Annotated in this window: 15 protein-coding genes; 8 read left to right on the top strand and 7 right to left on the bottom strand. The window is 69.2% G+C overall.

Going from position 1 to position 23,510, the window contains the following annotated elements:
• Window positions 1-69: 69 nt before the first annotated feature.
• From D7V77_RS14110 to D7V77_RS14100, 3 genes are read left to right on the top strand one after another with little or no spacing between them, the layout of a single operon-like run.
• Entirely contained in the window at window positions 70-5,211 is a 5,142-nt protein-coding gene (locus tag D7V77_RS14110) for a non-ribosomal peptide synthetase (RefSeq protein WP_120576799.1), read from the top strand.
• Entirely contained in the window at window positions 5,208-6,722 is a 1,515-nt protein-coding gene (locus D7V77_RS14105; protein WP_120576798.1) for a condensation domain-containing protein, read from the top strand. The genes D7V77_RS14110 and D7V77_RS14105 overlap by 4 nt, the downstream gene beginning before the upstream one ends.
• On the top strand, window positions 6,719-7,918 hold the full coding sequence (locus D7V77_RS14100) for a cytochrome P450 (RefSeq protein WP_120576797.1): 1,200 nt from the start codon (window positions 6,719-6,721) through the stop codon (window positions 7,916-7,918). The genes D7V77_RS14105 and D7V77_RS14100 overlap by 4 nt, the downstream gene beginning before the upstream one ends.
• 5 nt (window positions 7,919-7,923) lie before the next feature.
• Here D7V77_RS14100 and D7V77_RS14095 read toward each other — a convergent pair whose 3' ends face one another.
• The 3 genes from D7V77_RS14095 to D7V77_RS14080 all read right to left on the bottom strand — a co-directional run bounded on the left by D7V77_RS14095 (window position 7,924) and on the right by D7V77_RS14080 (window position 13,281).
• On the bottom strand, window positions 7,924-9,561 hold the full coding sequence (locus D7V77_RS14095; protein ID WP_120576796.1) for a hypothetical protein: 1,638 nt from the start codon (window positions 9,559-9,561) through the stop codon (window positions 7,924-7,926).
• Between the two features lie 25 nt (window positions 9,562-9,586).
• Window positions 9,587-11,164, bottom strand: coding sequence for a hypothetical protein (locus tag D7V77_RS14090; RefSeq protein ID WP_158624402.1), 1,578 nt, complete (start codon window positions 11,162-11,164; stop codon window positions 9,587-9,589).
• 182 nt (window positions 11,165-11,346) lie between these two features.
• Window positions 11,347-13,281: a M4 family metallopeptidase gene (locus D7V77_RS14080; protein ID WP_158624401.1), complete on the bottom strand. Its 1,935-nt coding sequence runs from the start codon at window positions 13,279-13,281 to the stop codon at window positions 11,347-11,349.
• Window positions 13,282-13,513: 232 nt separating this feature from the next.
• Here D7V77_RS14080 and D7V77_RS14075 point away from each other — a divergent pair, with 232 nt between their 5' ends.
• Together D7V77_RS14075 and D7V77_RS14070 are read left to right on the top strand one after the other, a co-directional pair.
• A complete protein-coding gene (locus D7V77_RS14075) occupies window positions 13,514-14,794 on the top strand; it encodes a S8 family peptidase (protein WP_120576793.1) in 1,281 nt (426 codons plus the stop codon).
• A 359-nt stretch (window positions 14,795-15,153) separates the two neighbouring features.
• Window positions 15,154-15,534 carry a hypothetical protein gene (locus D7V77_RS14070; RefSeq protein WP_120576810.1) on the top strand — a complete coding sequence of 127 codons (381 nt, stop codon included), beginning with the start codon at window positions 15,154-15,156 and terminating at the stop codon, window positions 15,532-15,534.
• Window positions 15,535-15,794: 260 nt separating this feature from the next.
• On the opposite strand, the gene D7V77_RS14065 is transcribed toward D7V77_RS14070, so the two are convergent.
• The 3 genes from D7V77_RS14065 to D7V77_RS14055 form a co-directional block, all read right to left on the bottom strand.
• The gene (locus tag D7V77_RS14065; RefSeq protein ID WP_120576809.1) at window positions 15,795-16,736 is read right to left on the bottom strand and encodes an alpha/beta hydrolase; all 942 of its coding nucleotides are present in this window, start codon (window positions 16,734-16,736) and stop codon (window positions 15,795-15,797) included.
• A 37-nt stretch (window positions 16,737-16,773) separates the two neighbouring features.
• Window positions 16,774-17,373, bottom strand: coding sequence for a TetR/AcrR family transcriptional regulator (locus tag D7V77_RS14060; protein WP_120576792.1), 600 nt, complete (start codon window positions 17,371-17,373; stop codon window positions 16,774-16,776).
• Window positions 17,374-17,437: 64 nt separating this feature from the next.
• Entirely contained in the window at window positions 17,438-18,052 is a 615-nt protein-coding gene (locus tag D7V77_RS14055) for a hypothetical protein (protein ID WP_120576791.1), read from the bottom strand.
• A gap of 140 nt (window positions 18,053-18,192) precedes the next feature.
• Between D7V77_RS14055 and D7V77_RS14050 the strand changes: the two genes are divergently transcribed.
• The 3 genes from D7V77_RS14050 (at window position 18,193) to D7V77_RS14040 (ending at window position 22,600) form a co-directional block, all read left to right on the top strand.
• Window positions 18,193-19,977: a right-handed parallel beta-helix repeat-containing protein gene (locus tag D7V77_RS14050; RefSeq protein WP_233596980.1), complete on the top strand. Its 1,785-nt coding sequence runs from the start codon at window positions 18,193-18,195 to the stop codon at window positions 19,975-19,977.
• Between the two features lie 264 nt (window positions 19,978-20,241).
• Entirely contained in the window at window positions 20,242-20,733 is a 492-nt protein-coding gene (locus tag D7V77_RS14045) for a hypothetical protein (protein WP_126936136.1), read from the top strand.
• Window positions 20,734-20,815: 82 nt separating this feature from the next.
• Window positions 20,816-22,600, top strand: coding sequence for a C1 family peptidase (locus D7V77_RS14040; RefSeq protein ID WP_120576788.1), 1,785 nt, complete (start codon window positions 20,816-20,818; stop codon window positions 22,598-22,600).
• Here the strand turns inward: D7V77_RS14040 and D7V77_RS14035 are convergent.
• On the bottom strand, window positions 22,582-23,510 hold a 929-nt coding region (locus D7V77_RS14035), incomplete at its 5' end, for a nitrilase-related carbon-nitrogen hydrolase (protein ID WP_304485869.1). The genes D7V77_RS14040 and D7V77_RS14035 overlap by 19 nt on opposite strands.

Here is a 23,510-nt window from a genome sequence, read left to right as displayed (position 1 = left end):
CCGGGCTGCCGGGCGGCGAGCCTCCGCGCGGAGAGCCCAGGTGCAAGTCATTGCATCAGGAGCCCTCGCTTGACCTCCACGCCCCCTTCCTCCCGGGTCACCGGAACCGAATACGAACGCCTGCTGGCCAGCCTGCGGCGCAAGAGCCCCTGGGCGCTGGAAGGCCGGAACACTGCGGTGGCGCGGGAGGGTGGGGACGTGGCCGCGCGCGTGCCGGACTCCCGGGTCGACCACGGTCCATGGCGCTCGGTGGTGGACGTCATCGCGGAGCAATGCCGGCTGCACGCGGACCGCGTGGCGCTCTCGGACGGGACCACTGAAACAACCTATGCGCGGCTGGACGCGCGCACCCGCGCCCTGGCCTCGCACCTGCGAGCCCGCGGTATCGGACGGGGTGATGTGGTCACGCTCGTGCTGGATCGGGGCCCCGCCTTCGTTGAACTCGCGCTCGCGGTCTGGAGGGTGGGCGCGGCCTACCTTCCGCTGTCGCCATCGCATCCGCGGGCCTGGCGGGAGGACATCGTTCGCAGGGTCGGTGCGGCGCTCGTGGTGGGCTTCTCGCCGGACAGCGCGGTGCCAGGGGTCGCCTTCCTGGATGCAGGGGCCGAAGCGGGCTCCATCGCGTCGCGGGAGGACGACGCGGTGCTCGTTCCGGAGGACCTCGCGTACATCATCTGCACGTCCGGTTCGACGGGTGAGCCCAAGCTGGTGATGAGCGAGCATCGCGGGGTCGCCAACCTCCTGCACGCCCAGCGGGACTTCCTGGGCGCGTTGGGGCCGGACACGCGCGCGCTCCAGTACTTCCACCCGTCGTTCGACGCGTCCCTGTTCGACGTCCTCCTGGCGCTGCCCAACGGCGGGCGGCTGGAGACCCTGGATGCGGCACAGCTCTCCGGCGAGCCGCTGGCCCAGGTGCTGGTGCGCCGGCGCATCACCCACGCGGTGCTGCCCGCGACGGTCCTGCGCACGCTGCGACCGGGGGGCTTCCCCGACCTCCAGATGCTGATGAGCGTGGGTGACGTGTGCTTGCCGGAGACCGTCCGGCAGTGGGGCTCGCAGCACCGCTTCATCAACGGCTATGGCCCCACGGAGGTGACGGTGGCCAGCACGCTCCAGGCCGTGCGCTCCGTGGACGGCGAGCGCGTGCCCATTGGCCGTCCCATCTCGAACTACCACGTGGTCCTGCTCGATGAGCACCTGCACCCCGTCCCGGACGGAGTCCCGGGTGAGCTGTGCTTCGGAGGCGACGGGGTCGGACGCGGTTACCTGGGCCTGCCGGGCCTCACCGCCGAGCGGTTCATTCCGGATGCGTTCGGCCCGCTGCCGGGAGGACGGCTGTACCGCAGTGGCGACCTGGGCCGGTGGCTGCCGGACGGCACGCTGGAGTTCCTGGGCCGCCGCGATGACCAGGTGAAGATCCGCGGCGCGCGAATCGAACTGGGTCAGGTGGAGGCAGCCCTGGCCGCGCTGCCGGACGTGCGGGACGCGGTGGCGCTCGTCGATGGCACGGGGGAGCGGCTGCTGGGCTACGTGATGCCGGTCGCCGGTGCGGTGCTGTCGGGCGACGCGGTGCGCGCGGAGCTGCGCCGCCGGCTGCCCGGCTATCTGGTGCCGGACGTGATGGTGGTGGTGGACGCGTGGCCGCTGAACACGAGCGGCAAGGTGGACCGGGCCCGGCTGCCCCGTCCCCAGCGGATGGAGCGGACCGGCTACCAGCCGCCGGAATCCCCCGCCGAAGAGGCCCTGGCGGCCATCGCGGCGGCGCTGCTCGGGATGGAGCGGGTGGGGCGGCATGACGACCTGTTCGAACTGGGCGGGCACTCGCTGTTCGCGACCCAGCTCGTCGCCCGGGTGCGCCGCGTCCTGGGCGCGCAGCTGGAGTTGAGCGCGGTGCTCCAGTCGCCCACGGTCGCCCAGCTCGCGACCGGCTTGAAGCAGGGGCAGGGTGGGGTGGACCTGGGCCCTCGCGGAGGCGAGGCGGGGGCCGCCATCGCTCCGTCGTTTGGCCAGGAGCGCGTGTGGTTGATGCACAAGCTCAACCCGGACGCGCGGGCCTACCACACGCAAGCCGTCTTCCGGCTGGCGGGGGCCCTGGACATCGCCGCGCTGCACGCGAGCCTCACGGACATCGTCCGCCGCCACGACGTGATGCGCACCCGCTTCCCGGAGGTGGATGGGGAGCTGCGCTGCGAACTGGAGCCGCCCTGGGCGGTGGAGGTGCCCCTCCAGGACTTCAGTGGCGTGGGCGAGGACGTGCTGGAAGCGCGGGTGGGCGAGGCGGTTCGCGAGGCGGTCCAGACGCACTTCGTGTTGGCGGAGGGCCGGCCGTTCCGCTGGCGGCTCCTGAAGGTGGGCGAAGAGGAGCACCTCTTCGTGCACGTCGAGCACCACGTCGTGCATGACGGCTGGTCGTTCAACGTCTTCGTCCGCGAGCTGCTCAACGGCTACGCCGACCACGTGCGCCACGGACAGGTGCGCCGCCCTCCGCTGTCCGTGCAGTACTACGACTACGCTCGCTGGCAGCGGGAGTGGGTGGGCACGGAGGCCGCGAATGTGCAGCGCCGCTTCTGGCGCAAGTCCCTGGAGGGCGCGCAGACGCAGCTCCAGCTCCCGCGCCGCGCGTTGTCCGGGACCCGGCGCTTCCGTGGGGTGGCGCCTCGGATGGAGCTGGACGCGGAGCTCGCGCGCCGGCTGCAGGACCTGGCGGACCGCAACCACACGTCCCTCTTCACCACGCTCCTCGCGGCGTTCTTCGTCCTGTTGCACCGCTACACCGGTTCGCGGGACCTCCTCGTCGGAACCGCGGTCGCGAACCGGCGCTGGCAGGACACGGAGAGCCTGCTGGGCATGCTCGTCAACACGGTGGTGCTGCGCGGACAGCTGCACGAGGACCCCTCCTTCACGGAGTTCCTGGCGCGGGTGCGGCGCAACGCGCTGGAGGTCTTCGACCACCAGGAGCTGCCGTACGAGCACATCTTCGCGGAGTCACCCGCGCGGCTTCAGGGCGGGCTCAATCCGTTGATCCAGACGATGTTCAACTTCCATGACTCGTCAGTGGGCTCGCTCGAAGCGTCCCCGCTCGACGTCACCATCGTCGAGGGACTGAGCAATGGTTCCGCCAAGTTCGAGCTGTCCGTCGTCGCGGTGCCCCTCTACGCCGAACCGGGACACATCAGCCGGTTCGCCGGGGACCTGGTAACCATTCCCCGCTCCGACAGCACCGTGCGCTCCAGTCCCCGGTCCTCCCTGAGCGGCATCCTGCTCTCGTGGGAGTTCGACTCCGACCTCTTCGAGGACTTCTTCATCACCGGGATGCTGTCCGCGTACCAGCAGCTGCTGCGCTCCATCACCGCCGCGCCGGACACCCGCGTGTCCCGGCTGGCCTTGATGAACGAAGCGCAACAGCGCGCGCTCGTCAGCGTGGGCGCCAGGACGGAGGCTCCCTCGTATCGGGTGCATGAGCTGCTGGCGCACTGGACCCGGCTCTCGCCCGACGCTCCGGCGGTGAAGGCGGGTGCTTCCGTGCTGACGTACGAAGCCCTGACGCGCCGGGCGGAAACCCTGGCGCACCACCTGCGAGGCCAGGGCGTCCGCCAAGGGTCGCTGGTGGCGGTGTGCATCCACCGCTCGGCGGAGCTGGTCGTGGCCCAGCTGGGAAGCCTCATGGCGGGGGCGGCCTTCCTCTCGTTGGATCCGAAGGCGCCACCGGCCTACCTGGAGTCGCTCGTCCAGGATGCCGGGGCCCACGCCCTGGTCACCACGGCGGCGCTGTCGGACCGGCTCACCTGCCTCCCCACCATCGTGCTGGACGACCTTCCCTCGAAGTCCGGTCCGCCGTTGCCCTCTGGAAGTCCGTCGGACCTGGCCTACGTCCTCTACACCTCCGGTTCGACGGGCAAGCCCAAGGGCGTTCAAATCGAACACCGCTCGGTCGTGTCGCTCCTGCACCGGACGGCCCTGGCCGAGGACCTGGGACCGGGCAAGACGATGCTGGCGATGGCGTCGGTCTCCTTCGATGTCTCGGTGCTGGAGGTCTGGGGGGCGCTGTTGAACGGCGCCGCGGTCCACTTCCTGCCGCCGGTCTGGGACGTGCCCACGCTGGCCCGGTGCCTCATCGAGGAGCGCATCACGCATGCGGTGATTCCCCCCGTGGTGTTGCCCCGGTTGGCGGCGGAGTCCCCGGAGTCCTTCGCCGCGCTGGATCGGGTGATGGTGGGCGGGGAGGCCTTTCCCCCGGAGGCGTTCCGCACGCTTCAGCGAGCGGGCTTCACGAAGCTGACGAACGCCTATGGCCCCACGGAGGCCACCGTCATGGCCAGCGCCTACAAGCTCGACGAAGGGCATGATCCGGAGGCCACGAACGTGCCCATCGGCCGGGCGCTGTTCAATGCCCACGTCGTCGTGCTCGATGCGGCCGGGCAGGTGGCGCCGCCGGGCGCAGTGGGGGAGATCTGCATCGGAGGGGATGGTCTCGCGCGGGGGTACCGGGGCAGGCCGGAGCTCACCGCGGAGCGGTTCGTGCCGGATCCGCTCGCGACGCATCCTGGCGGGCGGCTCTACCGCAGCGGAGACCTGGGCCGGTGGCTTCCGGGAGGCATCATCGAGTTCCTGGGCCGCCGCGATGAGCAGGTGAAGGTCCGGGGCTTCCGGGTGGAGCTGGCGGAGGTGCGCGCCGCCCTGGCCGAACATCCCGGCGTGGCGGACACCCTCGCGGTCATCGGCTCGCGCGCGGAGGAGCCCCGCCTCGTGGGCTACGTGGTGGCCGAGCCGGGAGTCGCGGTGGCCGCGCAGGCCGTGCGCGAGGACCTGGCGCGCAGGCTGCCGGGACACCTCGTGCCCTCGGAGGTCGTGGTCCTGGAGGCGTGGCCGTTGACCCCGCACGGAAAGGTGGACCGCTCCCGGCTGCCCACCTCGACCCCACGGAATTTTGAAGCGCCCTTCACGGCGCCCAGGACCGAAACCGAGGTCCGCATCGCGGCGGTGGTCGCGGAGTTGCTGGGTGTGATCCGGGTGGATGTCCACGAGAGCCTGCTCGCGTTGGGCATGCATTCCTTGCAGGCGATGCGGCTGGCCTCGCGGTTGAGTCGGATGATGGGGCGCGAGGTCGGGCTCGCGACCATCCTCATGGGACCCACCGTCGCGCAACTGGCCGACGCACTCACCGTGGCGCCGGTCGCCTCCACCACCATCAAGCGATTGCCGCGCGCATGACGACCGCGTTCCCGATGTCCTTCGCCCAGCAGCGGTTGTGCTTCCTGCACCGGATGGATCCCACCGGCGCGGCCCACGCCACGGTCCGCTGCCATCATGTGGTGGGGCCGCTGGACCTGCGAGCCCTGCGGGAGGCCCTGGACGTGCTGGTGGCCCGGCACGAACCACTGCGGACCGTCTTCCCCCTGGGAACGCGGCAGCACCTCTCTCCGGCTGGGCAGGCACCTCTCCACGTCGTGGACGTGGCGACCGAAGCCGAGGCCCTGAGCCACGCGCAAGCAGAGGCGGCCCGTCCGTTCGACGTGGAGCACGGACCGCTGCTGCGGCTCACCGTGCTCCGGCTGGAGCCTCGGACGCACTTCCTGGTCTTCGCGCTGCACCTGCTCGTGGCGGACGGCGGGTCGCTTCAGGTCTTCTCCGAGGAACTGGCCCTCGCCTACCGCGCGGCGGTCCTGGGCGAACCCACGGGCCTGTCCGAGCTGCCCGTGCAGTACGTGGACTGGTCCGCGTGGCAGCGCGAGCAGCTCACCGCTTCACGGCGCGAGTCCCTGTCTCGCTGGTGGCGTGAGCGGCTGTCCGGCGTCCCCCTCTTCCTGGACCTCGTCGCCCCGCGTCCCGCGCTGGGCCAGGGACGCCGTGCGCATCGCGTGCTGCCCGCCGCCATTGCCCGGTCCGTGCACGCCCTTGCGAGCGCTGAACGTCAGACGGTGTTCACGGTGCTGGCCGCCGCGTGTGGCCTCGTGCTCGGTCAGCGTGCGGGACGTGAGCGGGTGTTGCTGGGGCTGGCCGTGGCCAACCGGGACCTGCCCGAGGTCGAGCGCGTGCTCGGGTTCTTCGTCAACACCGTCGTGCTGGAAGTGGACCTGCGCGGCGACCCCGATTTCCGCCAACTGCTCACGAGGGTGGCCGCTTCCAGCGCGGACGCATACGCCCACAAGGACCTGCCCTTCGAGCAGCTCGTGGAGGACCTGTCGCCTCCCAGGGACCCCACGCGGTCTCCGGTGGTCCAGGTGAACTTCGCCTACCATCCGCCCCACACGGCGGGAGCGCTGGCCCTGCACGGCTGCGAGGTGACGGAGCTGCTGTTGGACCTCCCCTCCGCGAAGTTCGAGCTCACCCTGCGGGTCGAGGAGCGCTCCGATGGCCTGTGCACGGTGTGGGCCGAATTCGATGAGAGTCTTTTCGACCTCGCGTTCATCGAAGGTCTGCTGGAGGCCTACGAAGAGGTCCTGCGGACCTTGAGCCCCGACGCACGCGTGACGAGCCTGCGTCCGCCCCGGAGCGCGACGGAGGCACACCTGGCCCGCATTTTCGCCGACGTGCTGAAGGTCGCTTCGGTCGACGTGTACGACGACTTCTTCCGGCTCGGCGGCCATTCCCTTCAGCTGATTGAAATCGCGGCCCGGGTCCGGACCGAGCTGGACCGGGACCTGGGATTGCGTGAGCTGTATCAGCATCCCACCGTGGCGGGCGCCGCAGCCCTGCTGACACGAACAGGAGCTTCCCGATGAGCAATTCCTATCCGTTTCCCAAGGACTGGCAGCATCCGCTGGAGCCTCCCGCCGACTACAAGCGGTTGAGGCAGGAGGCCCCGGTGTGTCCGGTCCGGCTGTTCAACGGCAACACGGCATGGTTGGTCAGTCGCTATCAGGACGTGCTCGCGGTCCTGAGCGATACCCGGATGGTCCTGGACTCCTCGCTGCCAGGGTTCCCGCACATCTCCGCCTCCTCGGCGGCCCGGCAGGAGCGGACCCTGCCTTTCTTCTTTCGCCCGGACGCGGAGTACCGCGTGCAGCGGGCCATGCTCGTGCAGGAGTTCCTGCCCCGGCGGATGGAGGCCCTGCGGCCGCGAATCCAGCGCACCGTGGATGAGGCGCTCGACGCGATGCTGGCGGGCCCGCATCCGGTGGACCTGATGGCCGCGTTCGCGCTGCCCGTCGCCATCCGCGTCATCTGCGACCTGCTCGGGGTGCCCCATGACGGCGCGGAGCGCCTGCACGTCCTCAGTCGGACCATCGGCTCCCGGGCCTCGTCACGCGAGGAGGCGACGGCGGCGCTGGCCGGACTGGATGAGGTCTTCCTGGCGCTGGTGGAGGCGAACCTGCGTGAGCCCACGGACACGCTCATCGGTCGCGTCGTGTCCGAGCAGGTGGCGACGGGCAAGCTGAGCGCCCCGGATGCCGCCGCCATGTTCCATGCGCTGTTCTACGCGGGCCACGGGCCGCCCGCGTACATGTTCGGCCTGGGCACGCTGGCGCTGCTGCTCGACCCGGAGCAGCTGGCCAGGTTCCGCGCGATGGATGACCCGGCGGCCATCACCGCGGCCGTCCAGGAGCTCCTGCGCTTCGTCAACGTCTCGCACCTGGGCCGGCAACGCGTGGCCACGGTGGACGTCACCATTGGAGGCCAGCTCATCCGCGCCGGTGAAGGCATCCTCGCCCAGCCGGATTCAGCCAACCGCGACGAGACGGTCTTCGAGGATCCGGACCGGCTGGACCTCCAACGCGAGGTGCACCGTCACTTCGCCTTCGGCCATGGCATCCACCTGTGCACGGGGCGGGCGCTGTCGCTCATCGAGTTCGAGGTGGTCTTCAAGACGCTCTTCCATCGCATCCCCACGCTGCGGCTGGCCGTGCCGCAGGAGGAGATCCGCTTCAAGAAGGATGAGAACCTGCTCGGCGTGCACGAGCTGCCCGTCACCTGGTAGGCGCATCAGGGGGCCAGGGCCTCGAAGCGACAGTCCATGTCGCCCAGCACCGTCCCCGGCGACGCGATGAAGTCCGACCAGAACTCGAGCGCGTAGGTGGCGCTTTGGGGCGCGGTGAAGACAGCCCGCCAGCGCACGTCCTCCCGATCCTCCAGGGTGAACGCCTGGACCGCCCCCTTCGCGTCGCGGAAGCCCACAGCCGGCCGGTGCTTCGCGCCCGACACCTTCCACGGGCAGTCGAGCTGGTAGCGACGTCCGGCGATGGCTTGGAACGTGTAGACGTCGTGGTCGATGACGTTGGCGATCCGGAAGGACAGCGTCTGGGGACCGTCCGGGATGGGCGTCGCCGTGTCCAGGGTATCCCCGTGGTCGTCCAGGCCCTGGTCTTCCACTTGGAGCGTGTAGTTCCCCGTCACGTACTTCGCTTCAAGCGCGGGCGTGCCCGTCATCTCCACGTAGTGCATCTCCTGGGACGCCTTGAAGGACGTCGAGGCGGGGATGCCCGCGGAAGCGGGATGGGTGCCGAAAGGGCCCCCCGGCGCCGCGTCCTGGATCCTGCCCTGGCTCTGTCCCCTGAGGGCGGAGGACACCCGGTAGTGGTGCCCGGGCTGGACGGAGAGGGCGAAGACGTCCCGGTCTCCGAGCACCTCGATCTTCCCCTGCACGGACGCGGTGCCCGCCGGGACCGGGGTGGCCGCTTCCGGAGTGTCCCCGTGGTCCTCCCGTCCCAGGTCGTTCAGCACGCAGGTGTAGGAGCGGGACGGCTCGAAGACGGAGTTGGCCTGGATGGAGGCATAGTAGGTGCCCCCCAGGGATTTGATGCGGGCTTCGCCTTCGGTCTCCCGGTCGTTGACGTCATACGCGACGCCTTGGGACTTCTCCTGGCCGTTGAGGAACCGCAGCTCCCAGGAGGTGTTCGGGAAGGCGCAGCCGAGCGCGTAGACGTGGTCCACGGTGGTCTCGAACGACAGCAGATCCCTCTCGCGCCAGTGCTCGCCGTAGCCCGTGAAGGGCTTCTCCGACGGCGTCCAAGGCGTCGCCCGGAGGAGCAGGTCCCCGTGGTCGTCCGCCCCGCGGTCCACCAGGCGGAACTGGAACGGCACGCGGGGGTGGCTGTTGAGCGGGAGCAGATAGAACGTGTGCATGGCGCCGCGCTCCAGCCCGGACCAATGCCGCGGGCTGGGGGGATAGCTGGTGCTGTCGCTGTACTGGTCGGCGGAGTCGAGCCGCGTGCCCGCGGCATCCCGCAGGACCACCGAGTAGCCCAGGCTCCCCGGCTCCACCGTGAGGTCGTAGTGCCGACATCCCCGGGCGACGAAGGCGAAGTGCACCGGCACGCCCCCTCCGGGCGGCCAGGTGATGGTGTGCACTTCGTCCGAGGGCGTCAGCAGCGTGGCGCCATCCGGCACGCCCGCGTCCCCCGGGTCCCCGACCGGCCCGTCGTCCGCGCAGGCGACGTTCCCCGCGTCCGGCTCCGGCTCACTCCCCGCGTCCGGACCGGCGTCCACGCCCGCATCCGCCCCCGCGTCCGTGCCGGCGTCGAGCACGAGCGGCGGAGGCTCCGGCGTGGAATTGCATCCCGCACCGAGGATGAGCCCGCCGGACAGGAGGAAGATGGACCGCCACCGCTGCTTCACGTTCATGACAGGGGCTCCTGGAATGGGCATGTCAGGGGTCCAGGACCTCGAAGAGGACCGTGTGGTCGACGAGGTTCTCTCGCAGATAGGCGGTCATCGCGAAGTAGTAGGTCCCCGCCGTGGGCAGGGTGAACTCCTTCACCCAGCGCGAGCCGACGTGCTGCCCGGGTGCCCGGATGGAGCGCCCCTGCGCATCGTAGAGCGTTGAGAACAGCTGCTCCCCGGTCGACGTGTCCCTCCAGTCGCCGCTGAGGCGATAGCGCCCGTTGGCGACGGCCTGGAAGGAGAGGTAGTCCGCGTCGATGAAATCAGAGATGTGCACGGTGACGGTCTGCGACGGTCCGGTCAGCGGCGTCGCGGTCTGCCGCGTGTCGCCGTGGTCGTCCAGGCCCAGGTCCTCGAACCGGAGCGTGTAGGGGGCGGACGTCCACCGCGCCCGCAGGACCCGGTCCCCCTGCACGCCCACGTAGTGGGAGGTCCCGGCCGGCTTGAAGGCCAGGACGATGTCGTCGAACCCGTCGAAATCCTCGCCCGGCGCCGCCGCGAGGACCCGACAGTCGGGCGGCGTGGCGCTGGGTTCGCAGGTCGCGCGGTAGTGGTGTCCGGGCTGGACGCTCAGGGCGAAGACGTCGAAGTCCGTACGGAAGTCGAGCCGCCCCGCGACGGAGGTCGTCCCCTCGGCGAGCGCGGTCGCGGTCTCCATGCGCTCACCGTGGTCCTCCGCTCCTTCGTCCTTCAGCCGGCACTGGTAGGCGGAAGGGGACGGGGCCACCAGGGAGTTGTTGGCCCGGACCATGGCGAGGAACCGCTCCGCTGGGGCCTTGAAGGCCGTGGAGGCCTGCAGCTCCGTGAAGTTCGCGCCGCTCACCTCGCTGACGGCGTAGCTCAGGACCGGATCAAAGAAGGACAGCCACCAGCCCTGGTGCGCGAAGTCGCAGTCCATCGAATAGACGTGGCCCGCCACGGTGGAGAACGAGAACACGTCGCGCTCCCCCGGGTGCTCCCCCTGCCCCATCAGGGGCTGCTCCGAGGGGAGCCAGGGGTATGCCGTGGTGAGCAGGTCACCGTGAGCGTCCGGCCCCTGATCCACGAAGCGGAAGACAAGGTTCCGGGGGAACTCGAACGGCTCCGTCGAGACCTCCAGCGTGTAGAAGCCCTCCTGGGTGAACCCCGACCAGTGCGTGGTCACGGGGAGAGCCCCGGAGAAGCCTTCCCGGCGTTCGAGGACGGCTCCGGACGGGTCCTTCAACGTCATGATGATCCACCGCTGGTACTCCTCGATGAGGAAGTCGTAGTGGCGCCCGACCTGTCCCAGGAAGGCGAAGCGGAGAGTGACCTGGGGGTCCGTCCACGCCACGGTGCGAACGCGCGTCGCGGACGGGCGCAGGAACGTGTGGCCCTCCGGAACGCCCGGCGGCGGGGGCTCCTCGGGCCCGTCGTCCGGGCCCGCATCGGCCCCCGCGTCCACACCGGCATCCAGGCCCGCGTCCGCACCCGACCCCGCGTCCACACCGGCATCCAGACCCGCGTCGCCTCCCGCATCCACGCTCGGGCCCGCGTCCGACAGGGGAGGCTGCTCATCCGGAGTGGACTCGCACCCCGAGCCCATGAGCAGACACCAAGAAACGAAAAAGGCAGACAGCGAACGTGGTTTCAAAGACATCTCTTGGGCTCCCGGGACGGGGAGCACCCTAGCCGAAGAGCGCCTGGGGTTGCCACGGCCACCGTGTCCGAATTCAAGACGGCAGGCCAGCGGCGCGCGAGGGTTGGGTGCGCCGCCGGGCCCTTGCTTCAGTGCCCCCAGGTCTCTGAGTTCCAGCGCGGGGTGACGCCGTCCTTGTCATAGATGACGAGGTTGCCGTCGTTCTGGAGGATCAGATAGGCGCCCGGATGTCCCCAGCTCACGCTGGACCAGACAGACTGGCCGACTGTCGGGGTGCTCGTGCGGTAGACCACGAAGTTGCCATCGTCCTGCATGTGGGCTGACAGCGCGCCCTGGCCTCCGGTGTTCGCCGTCCACAGGGCGCTCGTCCCGAACCAGAGGACCAGGTTCCCGTCGCTCTGCAGGACGAGCGAGAACCGCCGGTCGTTCGACGACATCGACTGTCCCAACGAGAGGCTCTGGCCAGCGACGAGGATGTGCGTCCCCACGCCCACGGCCTGCCAGGCGGCGGTCACGGAGGCGATGTCGGCCGCGCTGTACCCGAGCTGCGCGGCGGCCTGCTCCGTGGCCAGCTTCGCGTCGGCGAACGTGGCCATCGTCTTGCCAAGCAGCAGCACCGTGTTGGCCCGGTGGAAGACCTGGGCCGCCTTGGCGATGCCGATTCCGCGCACGGCGATGGAGGAGCGGCCCCGTGGGTGCTGGCCGCCTTGGGACAGCAGGTAGAACGCCAGGTTGGGGATGCCCGAGCTGTAGTGGACGTCGGTGAACGGGCTGAAGGTCTGGTCGAAGTAGTCCAACGACTGCCCATCCAGCCGCGGGTCGTTCATGTAGCGGAGGGCATCGCCAGACGTGGAGGGGGTATAGATTTCCTCCGCGCACTTCCAGGTGTTGGCATTCACCACCTGACCGTTCCGGTACCACTCGCAGACACTGCCCATGATGTCGGACATCGACTCGTTCAGGGCACCGGGCTCGGCGAAGTACAACAGGTTGGAGGTAGAGATCGTGAGCCCATGGGTCACCTCATGCGCCGTCACGTCCAGCGCGTTGACCATGCTGCCGAACGTCACGCCGTCGCCGTCCCCGTACAGCATCTGATTCTTCGAGCCGCTCCACGCCGCGTTGGCGTAGCTGTAGCCGTAGTGGACCGAGCTGACGAGCCTGGACCCCGCGCCGTCGTAGGAGTCGCGGTTGAAGAGATTCTTGTAACAGTCGTAGGTCGTCCCGAGCAGGTCGTAGTTGGTGTTGACCGTGGGGTCCGAGACCGCCGCGCCGCCCTCCGCCCGGACGAGGGTTCCCGGGAGGTTCGCGGAGCCGCCGTGGTTGACGTCGTACACCGCCCGGTTCTTGAGCGTGTAGATGTTCGGCAGCCGCTGCACGACCGACCCGCTCACGGCGTTGATGATGACGTCATCATCCACCGCCATTCCGTCCTGGCTCCGCCCCATCACGTTCACGCGGTACACGAGGTCCAGCTTTTCACCCGCCGGCCAGTAGGCCATCCGGGGATTCGCCTCGACCTCGACCCGGTCGAGCCGCGCGGAGTCCTGCCTGGCCACCGCGATGGCGTCCTCGGGGCTGAGCCGCGCGTCTCGCGGCGCATCGAGATCCGCGCGAGCGTTGCCGTGGACCGCGTAGACGGCGTCATTCCTCGTGTGGAGGACGAGCGCGGCGCCCAGGACCTCGCGGCCATGCTTGCGCTGCGCATAGACGAAGTGCCGTTCGCCCATGCCATCCGTGACGACTCGCTGGAAGGCGAGCTCCGTGGGGTCCGCGTGGAACACCTTGCTCACCGCCAGGAGGGAAGGGCGCAGCGCACTGACTTCTGCCTCCTCGGTCCGCTCCTTCCCGCCGAGCCGGAGCTGGCCGAAGTTCCCATTCGCGAACGTGGGCACATGGCCCTCGTCAGCGCCCACCACCTGGAGCTCGGAAATGGTGACGCCCAGGGATGCGTCCGGCTCGGCGCCGGTGCGCTTCTCGTGTTCTTCCGTTCCCTGGCAGGCCGAAAGGCCAACCAGGAGTCCAAGGGTCGTGAGACCCCGAAGTCGATGCGCGGTCATCATGGTGAGCTCCATGCTCCAAACCAGCTCACCCGTTAATCAAGGAAAAACATTGAACTCAAAGAGCGCGATGTGCCGCAGCGGGCAGAGCATGACGCACCACAACCTGCTTGTAGGTGGCGCCAACCTGAAGTTCCCGTGACGGACGTTTCGCGGCCCCGGAGGGCAGGAACCACTTTTTCGGGTCAGAAGGCGTTACTTCACTAGCTGGAAGTGCCACCCCCGGGGGGGACCCATGTCGCTGAAGCTCCTGTCGCGGACGGTCGCGTCCGCCTGCGTGCTGTTCCTGCTGTCGGCGTGCCAGAGCACGGGCAATCCCATACCGCCGCCCGGTGACACACCGTGCCGTGGCACCGCGTCCGTGCAGGCACCCGTGCGCGAGAAGTTCCTCCGGGTCGCGAAGCCGGTCCCCGGTGAGTACGTCGTCGTGCTCAAGGAGCCCCGGGAAGGGGACGCCGCGCCCGCGCCGGTGGTGGTCGCGGGGAGCCTTACCGAGCGCTTCGGCGGCAAGGCCTTCCACGTGTACGCGCACGCGCTGCGGGGCTTCGCCGCGCGCATGAACGAGAAGCAGGCCCGTGCCATGTCCGCCGCGCCCGAGGTGGAGTACGTGCAGCAGAATGCCGTGGTGACGCTGGATGAGAGCCAGTCCGGCGCGACGTGGGGGATTGACCGCATCGACCAGCGCGACCTTCCGCTCAATCAGGTCTACCTGTACCAGACGCAGGGCCGGGGCGTGCACGTGTACGTCCTCGACACGGGCCTGCGCCCCACGCACCAGGAGTTCGCCGGGCGGGCGGACATCGCCTTCGATGCCGTCGGCGACGGTCGCGACGGCGTGGACTGCAACGGCCATGGCACCCACGTGTCCGCCACGGTGGGCGGAAATGTGTATGGCATTGCCAAGAGCGCGTCGCTGCACGCCGTGCGCGTGCTGGACTGCGAGGGCTCCGGGACGACAGCGGGCGTGGTGGCGGGCGTGGACTGGGTGACCGAACACCACCAGTCCCCGGCGGTGGCCAACATGAGCCTGGGCGGCGGGGAGGACGCGGTGCTCGACGATGCCGTGCGACGCTCCATCGCGTTGGGCGTGACGTATGTGCTGGCGGCGGGCAACGAGAACCAGGACGCGTGCAAGCGCTCTCCCGCGCGCACCGCCGAGGCCATCACCGTGGGGGCCACCAACAGCGTGGACCGGCGGGCGTCCTTCTCCAACCATGGCGACTGCGTGGACGTCTTCGCGCCCGGCGAGGGCATCCTTTCGGCCTGGACCAGCGATGACACGGCGACCCGAACGCTGAGCGGCACGTCCATGGCCACCCCGCATGTCACCGGCATCGTCGCGCTCTTCCTGGAGGCCCATCCCGGCTCCGCGCCGCAGGAGGTCAGCACCGCCATGACGGGCAACGCCACGCCGGACAAGGTGACCAACCCCGGGCGCTGCTCACCGAACCGGATGGCCTACTCGGGCTTCATCGAACCCCTGCGGGCCCCCACCGTCCAGAACGGCGGGGAGTAGGCGCGGGTCGCTTCATGCCCTCGAACTCCCAATGGAAGTGAACTCGAAGTTTGTCGACACACTCCTCCCAGGTGGCCCCTTCGCAGGAGGATGCCGTCCTTGGGCTCCAGCGTGTCGAGCCCCGCCGGAGTCGCCAGCATCACGCTGAACGTATCCGACTTCTTGACCTGGTCCTGAGCTCCCTTGCCTCGGGGCCTGGCCCGATGGTGCCGCGCTGGCGGTAGCTCGTCGTCGAACATCTCGAAGCCTGTCACGACACCGTTGGCGCTGAACACCTGGAACTTCGAGAATGGAAGACAGGGGTGCGGGAGGGCGTGTTGTGGTTCGATGCCGCTCAATCCCTCAAGGAGAGACACGCCATGAAGAGCTTCCTGGGTGTGCTGACGGTGCTTGTCGTCCCGGTGCTGGCGGCCTGTGGTGGATGGGAACCTGTCGAGGCGCCGGAGCTGGAGCAGCAGTCGAGCGCCCTCGTCACGTGCTCACAAATCTGTCCGAATGGATCGACGGTGTCCTGTGAGGGGAACACCTGTTCGGTGCAGGCGGACTCCGTCGAGTGCGATGGCTTCTACAACATCTGCATCCCTTCCACTCCCATCTGTGGGCTGAACAATCGCTGCAGCAAGCTCGCGGGGACCCCGTGTTCGCCTGTTGGCGGGTCGCGGAGTTGCTGCCTGCCGGGCCACCCCAATCCCAATTGCTTCTGTACGCCCCTGGGCGTCTGGGCCTGCAGCGCGCTGTGACGCGCCAACGCGGACGACCCCTGTCAGCGGCCGTCCGCGTCCCCCTGCTCAGGTCTCGGCGCGCATCGAGTTCGATGCCAACCGCAAGCTCTCCCTGGTCATCAAGGAAGATCTCGTCCAGGACCCCGTGGGGGCGCTGGCGGACGTGGGCAGGCAGCAACTGCGCTCGCTCAAGACCCCCGCCAGCGTGAAGGTGCAGGCGGAAGGGACCGCTGCCGCGGGGAGCGGTCCCTGGTGACACGCGGACGTTCTCCGACGGCTCAGCCCCCGTGCACCCCGCGCGCTGTCGTCCCTCGCGAGGACGCCACTGACGCCAGCAACTCCGGCCCGGGCCAGGCGTTGCTCGGCCGTCCTTCCACCAGGAAGTCCACCGCGGGCGACAGCACCTCCGGCGCATAGAGGATGCGGAAGTGCCCCAGGCCTTCCGTGCGCGTGAGCTTCGCGCCCGGCCACGCGCGCGCCACCGCTTCGCCTGCTTTCAGCGGCACCTCGCGGTCCCCCACGTCGTGGAAGATGCGCAACGGCACGTCCAACCCTGGCGCGAAGGCTGGCAACGCCAGGTCCGCCAGCCGCATGTCGAAACGCTCCTCGATTCGCGCCGCCATCCGCCGCCACATGGACTCCGACAGGCCCACCGTGTCCGCGAAGGCCCGGATGCCCGCCAGCGGATCCGCCGGCGGCGAGATGAAGACCGCGCGCTCCACCTTCATCCCGTCCCGCAGCGCCACCGCCGTGGCCGCCGCGCCGAACGAGTGCGCCACCACCGCGTAGGGCCCGCCCGTCGCCTGCCCCACCGCCGCCACCATTCCCGCCAGCTCCGGCAGCGAGCTGGTGCGCCCGGAGGACGCCCCGTGCCCCGGCGCGTCGTACGTCACCACCGAGAACCCCGCGTCCACCAGGGGCTGCACGAAGGCCGTGAGCTGCCCGCCGTAGCCACTCCAACCGTGCACCAGCAGCACCCGGGGACCCTCGCCCCAGCTCCACACCGCCACCTTCTCGCCCTCCACCCTCAACACCCGGGGCTGACCCCGCGCGAGCACCGCCTCCGCAGTGCGCGAGCGCCGCGGCCGCTGGGGCGTCAGGAACAGCCGCTCCGACCACGCCGCCGCCACCCAGGGCGCCACCGCCCCCAGACTCCGCGCCGCCGCCCTCACACCCCACAGCGCCACTTTCGTCCGAACGTTCGTGCTATTTTCCGCCATGATGAGGTCCTCCTCGAAGGACACTGCGACGACAGGGTCAGGAAGTCGGGGTGCGCGCGGCGGTGACGAGCGCTTCGAAGGCCCGGCGGGCTCGCGCCTCGGCCTGGGGGTCCCGCATCAAGCGCTGCGCGTGGTGGAAGCCCAGCATCGCCGCGTACTGATCATGGGCGAACTGCTCCACGTCCAGCGCCTTGTGGAAGTGCCCTTCCGCCACGGCGATGCGCGCGGCCTGGGCCAGGCAGTCCAGCCAGTCCCGCTGCCCCTGCACCAGCGTGTCCCGCGCGGGCCCGGGCGCGTCGTCCAGCTCCGCCGCCGCCGCCACGAAGATGCAGCCGCCCTCGAGCACCTTGTCCCGGTCCCACGTGAGCCAGCCGTCGAAGAGCGCCCGCACCCGGGGCTCACCGCGGGCCCTGCCCAACGCCGGGCGGATGACGCGCTCGGTGAAGACGACGGTGGCGGCCTCCAGGACCTGGACCTGCAGCTCCGTCTTGGACTTGAAGTGCGCGAACAGGCCACTCTTGGAGAGGCCCAGCTCCTCCGCCAGCCCCCCGATGCTCAGCCCCTGCAGCCCCACCCGGCTCGCCAGCCGGACGGCCGTCTCCAGGATGGTCTGATGGGTGAGCTCGCCCTTGCGCATGACCTCTTCATAGAACGGTCGTGCTTTTCTCGCAACCGCATCTTCGGTGAGGCCTTGGACGTGTTCAGCGCGGGCCCATGGTTTCGCCCGTCCCGGCGCCCAGCTCCGGGCAGGCCCCGGGAAGGACCTCACCCTTGACGGGACGGAATGTGCCCTTGTCGAGGACGAAGTCCCGCAGGACGCAGGTCTCTGTCCCGCTTTCGGAGCCGCCCATCCAGATGGCTCGCATCCATTGGCTGTCCGGGCGGAATGCCAGTTGGATCTGCCGGTAGTCCTCGCCACTGGCCGGCAGGGGCAGGACGTGACCGGTCTTCGCGTCGATGACGAAACCGAAGATGCACTCGGTGCCGCGGCCGCTGATCATCACCGCGTACCGGCCGCCAAATTTCACCCCGTTGGCGGCCGCCTGACGGAGGCGGGTGCGGTACATCTTCAACTCCGCGTTGCCTCCGGCCAGGTCGGGCTTCGCGAGCGGCCCGGTGTAGACCTGCGCGGGATGCGCTTGGAAGGCAGCGGGAGGGAGGACCGCGACCGGCGGCTCGGAGTCCTCGGCCTCCTCGGCTTGCGGCGGCGCAGCTACCGCCACCGCGGTGGGCCCAGGCGGTGGGGGCACGGCCTGCTCATCGCACGCGGCCAATCCCAGCAGGACCGCGAGCCTCAGGACCTTCACTTTCGCCACGTTCGCCCCCGTTCGTGCTCGCTCGCCATGGTTTCCCGGCGTCATGGGCCTTCGGGCAATCCTCTACCCCGCTGTTTCGCGGTGCAAAGGTTCATTGCCCTCAGGGACCGCGTCAGACCAAGGTTGGATAAAGGAAGCCCATGACCCCTTCATCCTGGCGCTGGGCCTGTGTTCTTGGATTGCTGACGGTGGTCGCCTGTTCCGATGGGACACCGGATGGAGGCGACCCCGTGGATGGGGGACTCGTTTCCGACGGCGGCAGCGGTGATGCGGGAAGCCATGGGGATGGGGGCAGCAGCGGTGATGCGGGCAGCCTCGGGGATAACGCCACGGTGGCCGGCGCTACAAGTCTGCCCTTTCCGACGCTGCACCACCTGACCGTGGAGTGGGCGTTCAACGGAGATGCCAATGCCAATGGCGTCGTGACGGTCCGCTACCGGGCCTCGGGCACCAGCGCCTGGCGCGAAGCGCTGCCGCTGCGCCGCGTGGCCGCGGGCAGCAACGAGGGCTTCAGCTGGACGGGCCGCCATTCTGGCAGCGTGTTCGACCTCCAGCCGGGGACGACCTACGAGGTGGAGCTCACCCTCACGGACCCCGATGGCGGGTCGACCATGCGCACCACGACCGCCACCACCCGCCCGGTGCCGGTCCCCATGGCAGGCGCCCCCGTCAAGGCAGTGACACCCGGCACGTTCGCCAGCGTCGCCGCGAGCGCGCAGCCGGGGGACGTCCTCCAGTTGGGCGCGGGAACCTACGCTGGCTTTGATTGGTCCCGGAGCGGAACGGAAGGAAAGCCCATCGTGCTCCGGGGGACGGCCGGGGTGGTGATCAACGGCGCCATCAACCTCTTCGCCCAGTCCCACGTCCACCTGGAAGGACTCACCGTCAACGGCCGCATCCGCTTCAACGGCTCGAAGCACATCGTCATCCAGCGTTGCGCCATCAACGCCAGCAGCGCCCATGGAGGCGACGGCATCGTGACCTTCACCCGCGCGGAGAACGCATACATCGCGGACAACGTGGTGACGGGCCTGACGCAGTGGGCGGAGGCGTCGCTCGGCGCCAGTGGAGACAACCTGGGTGAAGGCATCGCCGTCAACGGCCCGGGGCACGCCATCCTGCACAACCGCGTGACGGGGTTCCGGGACGGCATCTCCCTCATGGAGGACGAAGAGGCCGTGGATCAGTTCAGCATCGACATCCTGAACAACGACCTGACCGGCAACGCGGATGACGGCATCGAGGCGGACTTCTGCGTCCACAACTGCCGCATCGTCCGCAACCGGCTGACGAACAACTTCATCGCGGTGTCGTCGCAGCCGGGGTTGGGCGGGCCCACGTACTTCGTCCGCAATGCCATCTACAACGCGGTGCACGTGGCCTTCAAACTCTACCGGGGCAGCACCGGTGACGTGCTCCTGCACAACACGGTGGTCAAGCACGGAGATGCGTTCGGCATCTACGCGGGCCGCCCGGTGGCGCACCTCTACGCGCGCAACAACCTCTTCCTGGGAGGGACCGGCGGCACGTTCAATGGCTACAGCAGTGGCACCGGCCGGGTGCTGCACGTCCCCGACCTGGAGGTCGCCAGTTCGAGCCTCGACTACGACGGTGTGGGTTCCACCACGGACACCGTCACGGGCCGCCTGGGCGCCAGTTCGTTCACCAGCCTCCAGACCCTGCGGACCGGAACGAGCGAACAGCATGCCGTGCAGGTGGACCTCACGGCGTTCGCGACCTCCGTGGCGTATCCCGCCGCCCCGCTGACGCTCTACGCGAAGCCGGACCTGCGCATCCGGGCGGATTCGGCCGCGGCGAACGCGGGCCAGGCCCTGCCGAACATCAACGAGGGTTTCACCGGCCCGGCGCCGGACCTGGGCGCCTTCGAGGCGGGAGCGGACCTGCCCGTCTACGGTCCGCGCTAGCACGTCAGCAGCGCCAACGCGGCGGTGGTCAACACGGTGACGCCGGTGCGCAGCGTGCGCTCGCGGTCCGGTGCGGGCTCTTGGGCAGGCAGGACTCCCAAAGCTTGCTCGCCATTCCCCCCACGGCGGACAGCAGCGGGTTGACCGTGCCTCTGCCTGGGTGCGCCAGCAGGAGTGCCCAACTCATGGGGCTGGCGACGCGAAACGGGCTTCTTAGTTTTGACCCAGGAGCGCGCTGGCCGTTGATGACCACGTGTAGAGGACATGGCACTTGAACGCTACGCCGCCGCGGTCCTGGCGGATGGACCGATTGGCTACTGGCGCCTGGGAGAGGCACCTGGAGCGATGACGGCAGTCGATGCCTCGGGGCACGGCAACCATGGAGAATACTCCGCCGGTGGAATCACCCTTGGGTTGAGTGGCTTCAAGGGCGGGGACACTGCGGCGCTGAAGGAGATTGGCTTTCGCGTGAAGGTTGCCATTGGGATGCCTGGCTTGAAACCCGGTCCTGTCTCCGAGTTCGTCAGTGCCGGCCTCGGCCCGGATGAAGCGCTGGAGATCGACTGCTCGGACATCTTCAAAATCTCCGGGGTCGATGCCCGCTTCCTCAAGGGGTTTGTTGTGATTGAAACCGAGGGCACCGAACTTGACGTGGTCGCCGTGTATTCGGCGGCGGGACGGGACGGACCGATCACGACGATGCACACCGAGCGTGTCCCACCCCGACGTCGGGAAGAGAGGGTCGGCAAGGCCTGAGTGGATTTCGAGATCGACGATGGGGGCCTTGCCTCGGAACGCGGGCGCTCCAGGTTTGAGCTTGGACCATTGGAGGGACCCCATGAGCTACAAGATTCCAAGACTGGGCTGGTTGCCGGATCCGCTCGATCCCCGCGACCTGACGGTGCGGGCGCCAGAGGTGAAGCGCTCCCTGTCCGCGGTCATGCCCCGGCTGTCACCCAAGGGTGCGGTGGGGGCGGCGGCGGACGCTACGTCGGTGGGCCCGCTGCGGGTGGACCTGCGCAAGTGGTGCTCCGCGGTCGAGGACCAGGGACAGATTGGCTCCTGCACGGCGAACGCGGTGGTGGGCCTGTATGAGTACTTCCAGCGCCGGATGACAGGCGAGAACGTGGAGGCCTCGCGCTTCTTCCTCTACCGGGCGACCCGGCGGCTTCTGGGGTGGGACGGCCGGGGCGACACGGGGGCCTTCATCCGCAGCACGATTCGCGCGCTGCGCCTCTTCGGCGTGCCGCCAGAGGAATACTGGCCCTACAAGGAGAGCGACTTCGACCGCGAGCCGCAGGCCTTCCAGTATGCCTTCGCGCAGAACTTCCGGGCCATCCAGTACTTCCGCCTGGAAGAGAAGATCGGGCATTTGAAGAGCGCGCTGAACGCGGGGTTGCCGTTCGCCTTCGGCTTCACCTGCTTCAGCTCGATGTTCTCTCCGGAGGTGAAGACGAGCGGGATCATCCCGTACCCAGCACCGCAGGAGGCCGTGGAGGGAGGTCACGCCGTCCTCGCGGTGGGCTACAGCGACTCCCACGTGCTCTTCAAGAACAGCTGGAGCCCCAAATGGGGACTGGACGGCTACGGCTTCCTTCCGTGGACCTTCTTCGACCGGGAGCGCCCCCTGGCGACGGACTGCTGGGCCCTGCTGGATGCCGCCCTCATTCCTCCGGAGGAAGCGACCCGGGAGGACTTCGAGGAGGAGAAGCCGGGCAAGCGAAGGGCGCGTCCGAGCCGTGCGGAGCGGACGCCGCCGCTCATCCAGGTGGTCCGCGGGAATGATCCATTCACCGAGGTCCCCCTGCGCATCACGTCATCGGGCGTGGAGGCGGCGCATGACGCATTGCGGATGGGGCTTCGTTCGACTCGCGAGGAGGTCTCGGTGCGGCTGCGCCGAGTGAGCATCACCCCGTCCTTCGACTTCACGTTGCTGAGACAGGCGTCCGACGACCTCTACCTTGTCGGGCTCGCCTGGGACCTCTCGGGCCGGACTCCATCGCTCCTTGCCTCGGCCGCGGAGCCGACGAAGGGCGTCTTCCGTCAGGACGGAGCCGGCAGGGAGATCCGCTTCGGGGATGGCGGCCTCCAGGTATGGAAGGGAGCGCCTGTGATTGGCGCGCTCTACCTGAACCTCCTGCTCGTGGAGAGCAGCAAGGGGGCGGAGGATCTCTCCAAGACACTGCGCGACGTGGAGAGCATCGTGACGAAGAGCCGCCTGGGGACTGCCCTGGCCGAACAGGGCTCCGAGGTGGAGGCCGAGTCCCTCGTGCGGACGGAGGAAGCGGCGCGCCTGCTGATGGGCGAGGTGACGGCTGCGCTCGGAAGACAGGGACATGTCATCCCCTGCTTCAAGGGCGTATTCGGGGCGGACTCCTTCCTTCACGGACAGACAGATGTCTATGACCAGCTCGGCACGGTCGTCGAGTTGGAGCGGGCCCTCAAGGAAGAGCCCCGAAGCACCGCGAAGCCACGGCTCACGGCGCTTCAGCAGATGCAGATGGCACTCGTCGAGGAGCGCCAGCGCGGAAGCGGCAAGGTGACCGAGCCTCCGCGGGAGGACGTCCTCCCCCCGAAGACGGAGGAGGCGGCCCCCAAGCGTCCTCATGGGCCCAGAGCCTGACCCTTGTCACCCATGCCGGCGGCGTTGTTCGCGCTTCGCCGCCGCGCGATGAGCCCGTGGACGGTGGCCTGGAGCACCCAGCCCAGCGCGGCCAGTCCGGAGAGCAGTCCCACCGAGTCTCCGATTCGCGCGTAGAGCGTGGGCACCCGGCCCACCGGCAGTTCCGCGCGAAGCACGCGCTCCTCCGCCGTGAAGTGGTCCAGTTCGCCATACACGCGCCCGTAGCCGTCCACCGCCACAGACAGTCCCTGATTCACCTGCCGAACCATGCTGAAGCCCTGCTCCACCGCGCGGAACACCGCCTGCCGCGTGTGCAGTGGGCTGATGCCCTTCCAGTCGCTCGACGGCAGCAGGAGCAGTTCGAGCCCCCGCTCCGAGGCGCTGGCGAACACCGCCGGGAAGTCTCCGTCGAAGCAGATGGCGCCTCCCAGGACTCCCACGCCGGGAGCCTGGCTCACCGCCGGCTCCGCGCTGCCCGGGATGGAGTGTTCCGCCTCCCATCCCGGCACCGGCCGGGACTTCACGTAGCGCCATGCCACCGCGCCATCCGGTCCCACCAGGATGAGCTCGTTGCGCAGCATCCGCTCCGCCTCGGGCGTCATGCTCGCCACCGACATGCCGAGCCACACGCCCCGCTCGCGAGCCAGCGCGCTCCCCCGTGCGATGAGCGCTTCCAGCTCCGAGGCCAGCACCACCGCGTTGCCCTCGGACCAGAGGAGGAGCTTCGCTCCCTTCACGGCCTCCTGCGCCGACAGTCGCAGCAGCTCCTCGTTCACCGCGCGCGAGGCATCGGCGAAGGCTCGCCAGTCCTCATCGGCGAAGGCCTCGCCCTTCATGAGCCGGGACAACCCCGCCTCGCGGCCCGTGGCCACATCCCCCGCCACCGTGATGCCCGCCACCCGGACGGGAT

This window comes from Corallococcus sp. CA041A, assembly GCF_003612075.1.
Lineage (GTDB): Bacteria > Myxococcota > Myxococcia > Myxococcales > Myxococcaceae > Corallococcus > Corallococcus exiguus.
Note: the sequence above shows the minus strand (reverse complement) of the source record. Positions and strands in the feature narration are given on the sequence as shown.

Coding starts and splice junctions, on each gene's coding strand:
- D7V77_RS14105 (WP_120576798.1), top strand. CDS start 5,208: ATGACGACCGCGTTCCCGATGTCCTTCGCCCAGCAGCGGTTGTGCTTC.
- D7V77_RS14100 (WP_120576797.1), top strand. CDS start 6,719: ATGAGCAATTCCTATCCGTTTCCCAAGGACTGGCAGCATCCGCTGGAG.
- D7V77_RS14095 (WP_120576796.1), bottom strand. CDS start 9,561: ATGAACGTGAAGCAGCGGTGGCGGTCCATCTTCCTCCTGTCCGGCGGG.
- D7V77_RS14090 (WP_158624402.1), bottom strand. CDS start 11,164: ATGGGCTCGGGGTGCGAGTCCACTCCGGATGAGCAGCCTCCCCTGTCG.
- D7V77_RS14080 (WP_158624401.1), bottom strand. CDS start 13,281: ATGATGACCGCGCATCGACTTCGGGGTCTCACGACCCTTGGACTCCTG.
- D7V77_RS14075 (WP_120576793.1), top strand. CDS start 13,514: ATGTCGCTGAAGCTCCTGTCGCGGACGGTCGCGTCCGCCTGCGTGCTG.
- D7V77_RS14070 (WP_120576810.1), top strand. CDS start 15,154: ATGAAGAGCTTCCTGGGTGTGCTGACGGTGCTTGTCGTCCCGGTGCTG.
- D7V77_RS14065 (WP_120576809.1), bottom strand. CDS start 16,736: ATGGCGGAAAATAGCACGAACGTTCGGACGAAAGTGGCGCTGTGGGGT.
- D7V77_RS14060 (WP_120576792.1), bottom strand. CDS start 17,373: ATGCGCAAGGGCGAGCTCACCCATCAGACCATCCTGGAGACGGCCGTC.
- D7V77_RS14050 (WP_233596980.1), top strand. CDS start 18,193: ATGACCCCTTCATCCTGGCGCTGGGCCTGTGTTCTTGGATTGCTGACG.
- D7V77_RS14045 (WP_126936136.1), top strand. CDS start 20,242: ATGGCACTTGAACGCTACGCCGCCGCGGTCCTGGCGGATGGACCGATT.
- D7V77_RS14040 (WP_120576788.1), top strand. CDS start 20,816: ATGAGCTACAAGATTCCAAGACTGGGCTGGTTGCCGGATCCGCTCGAT.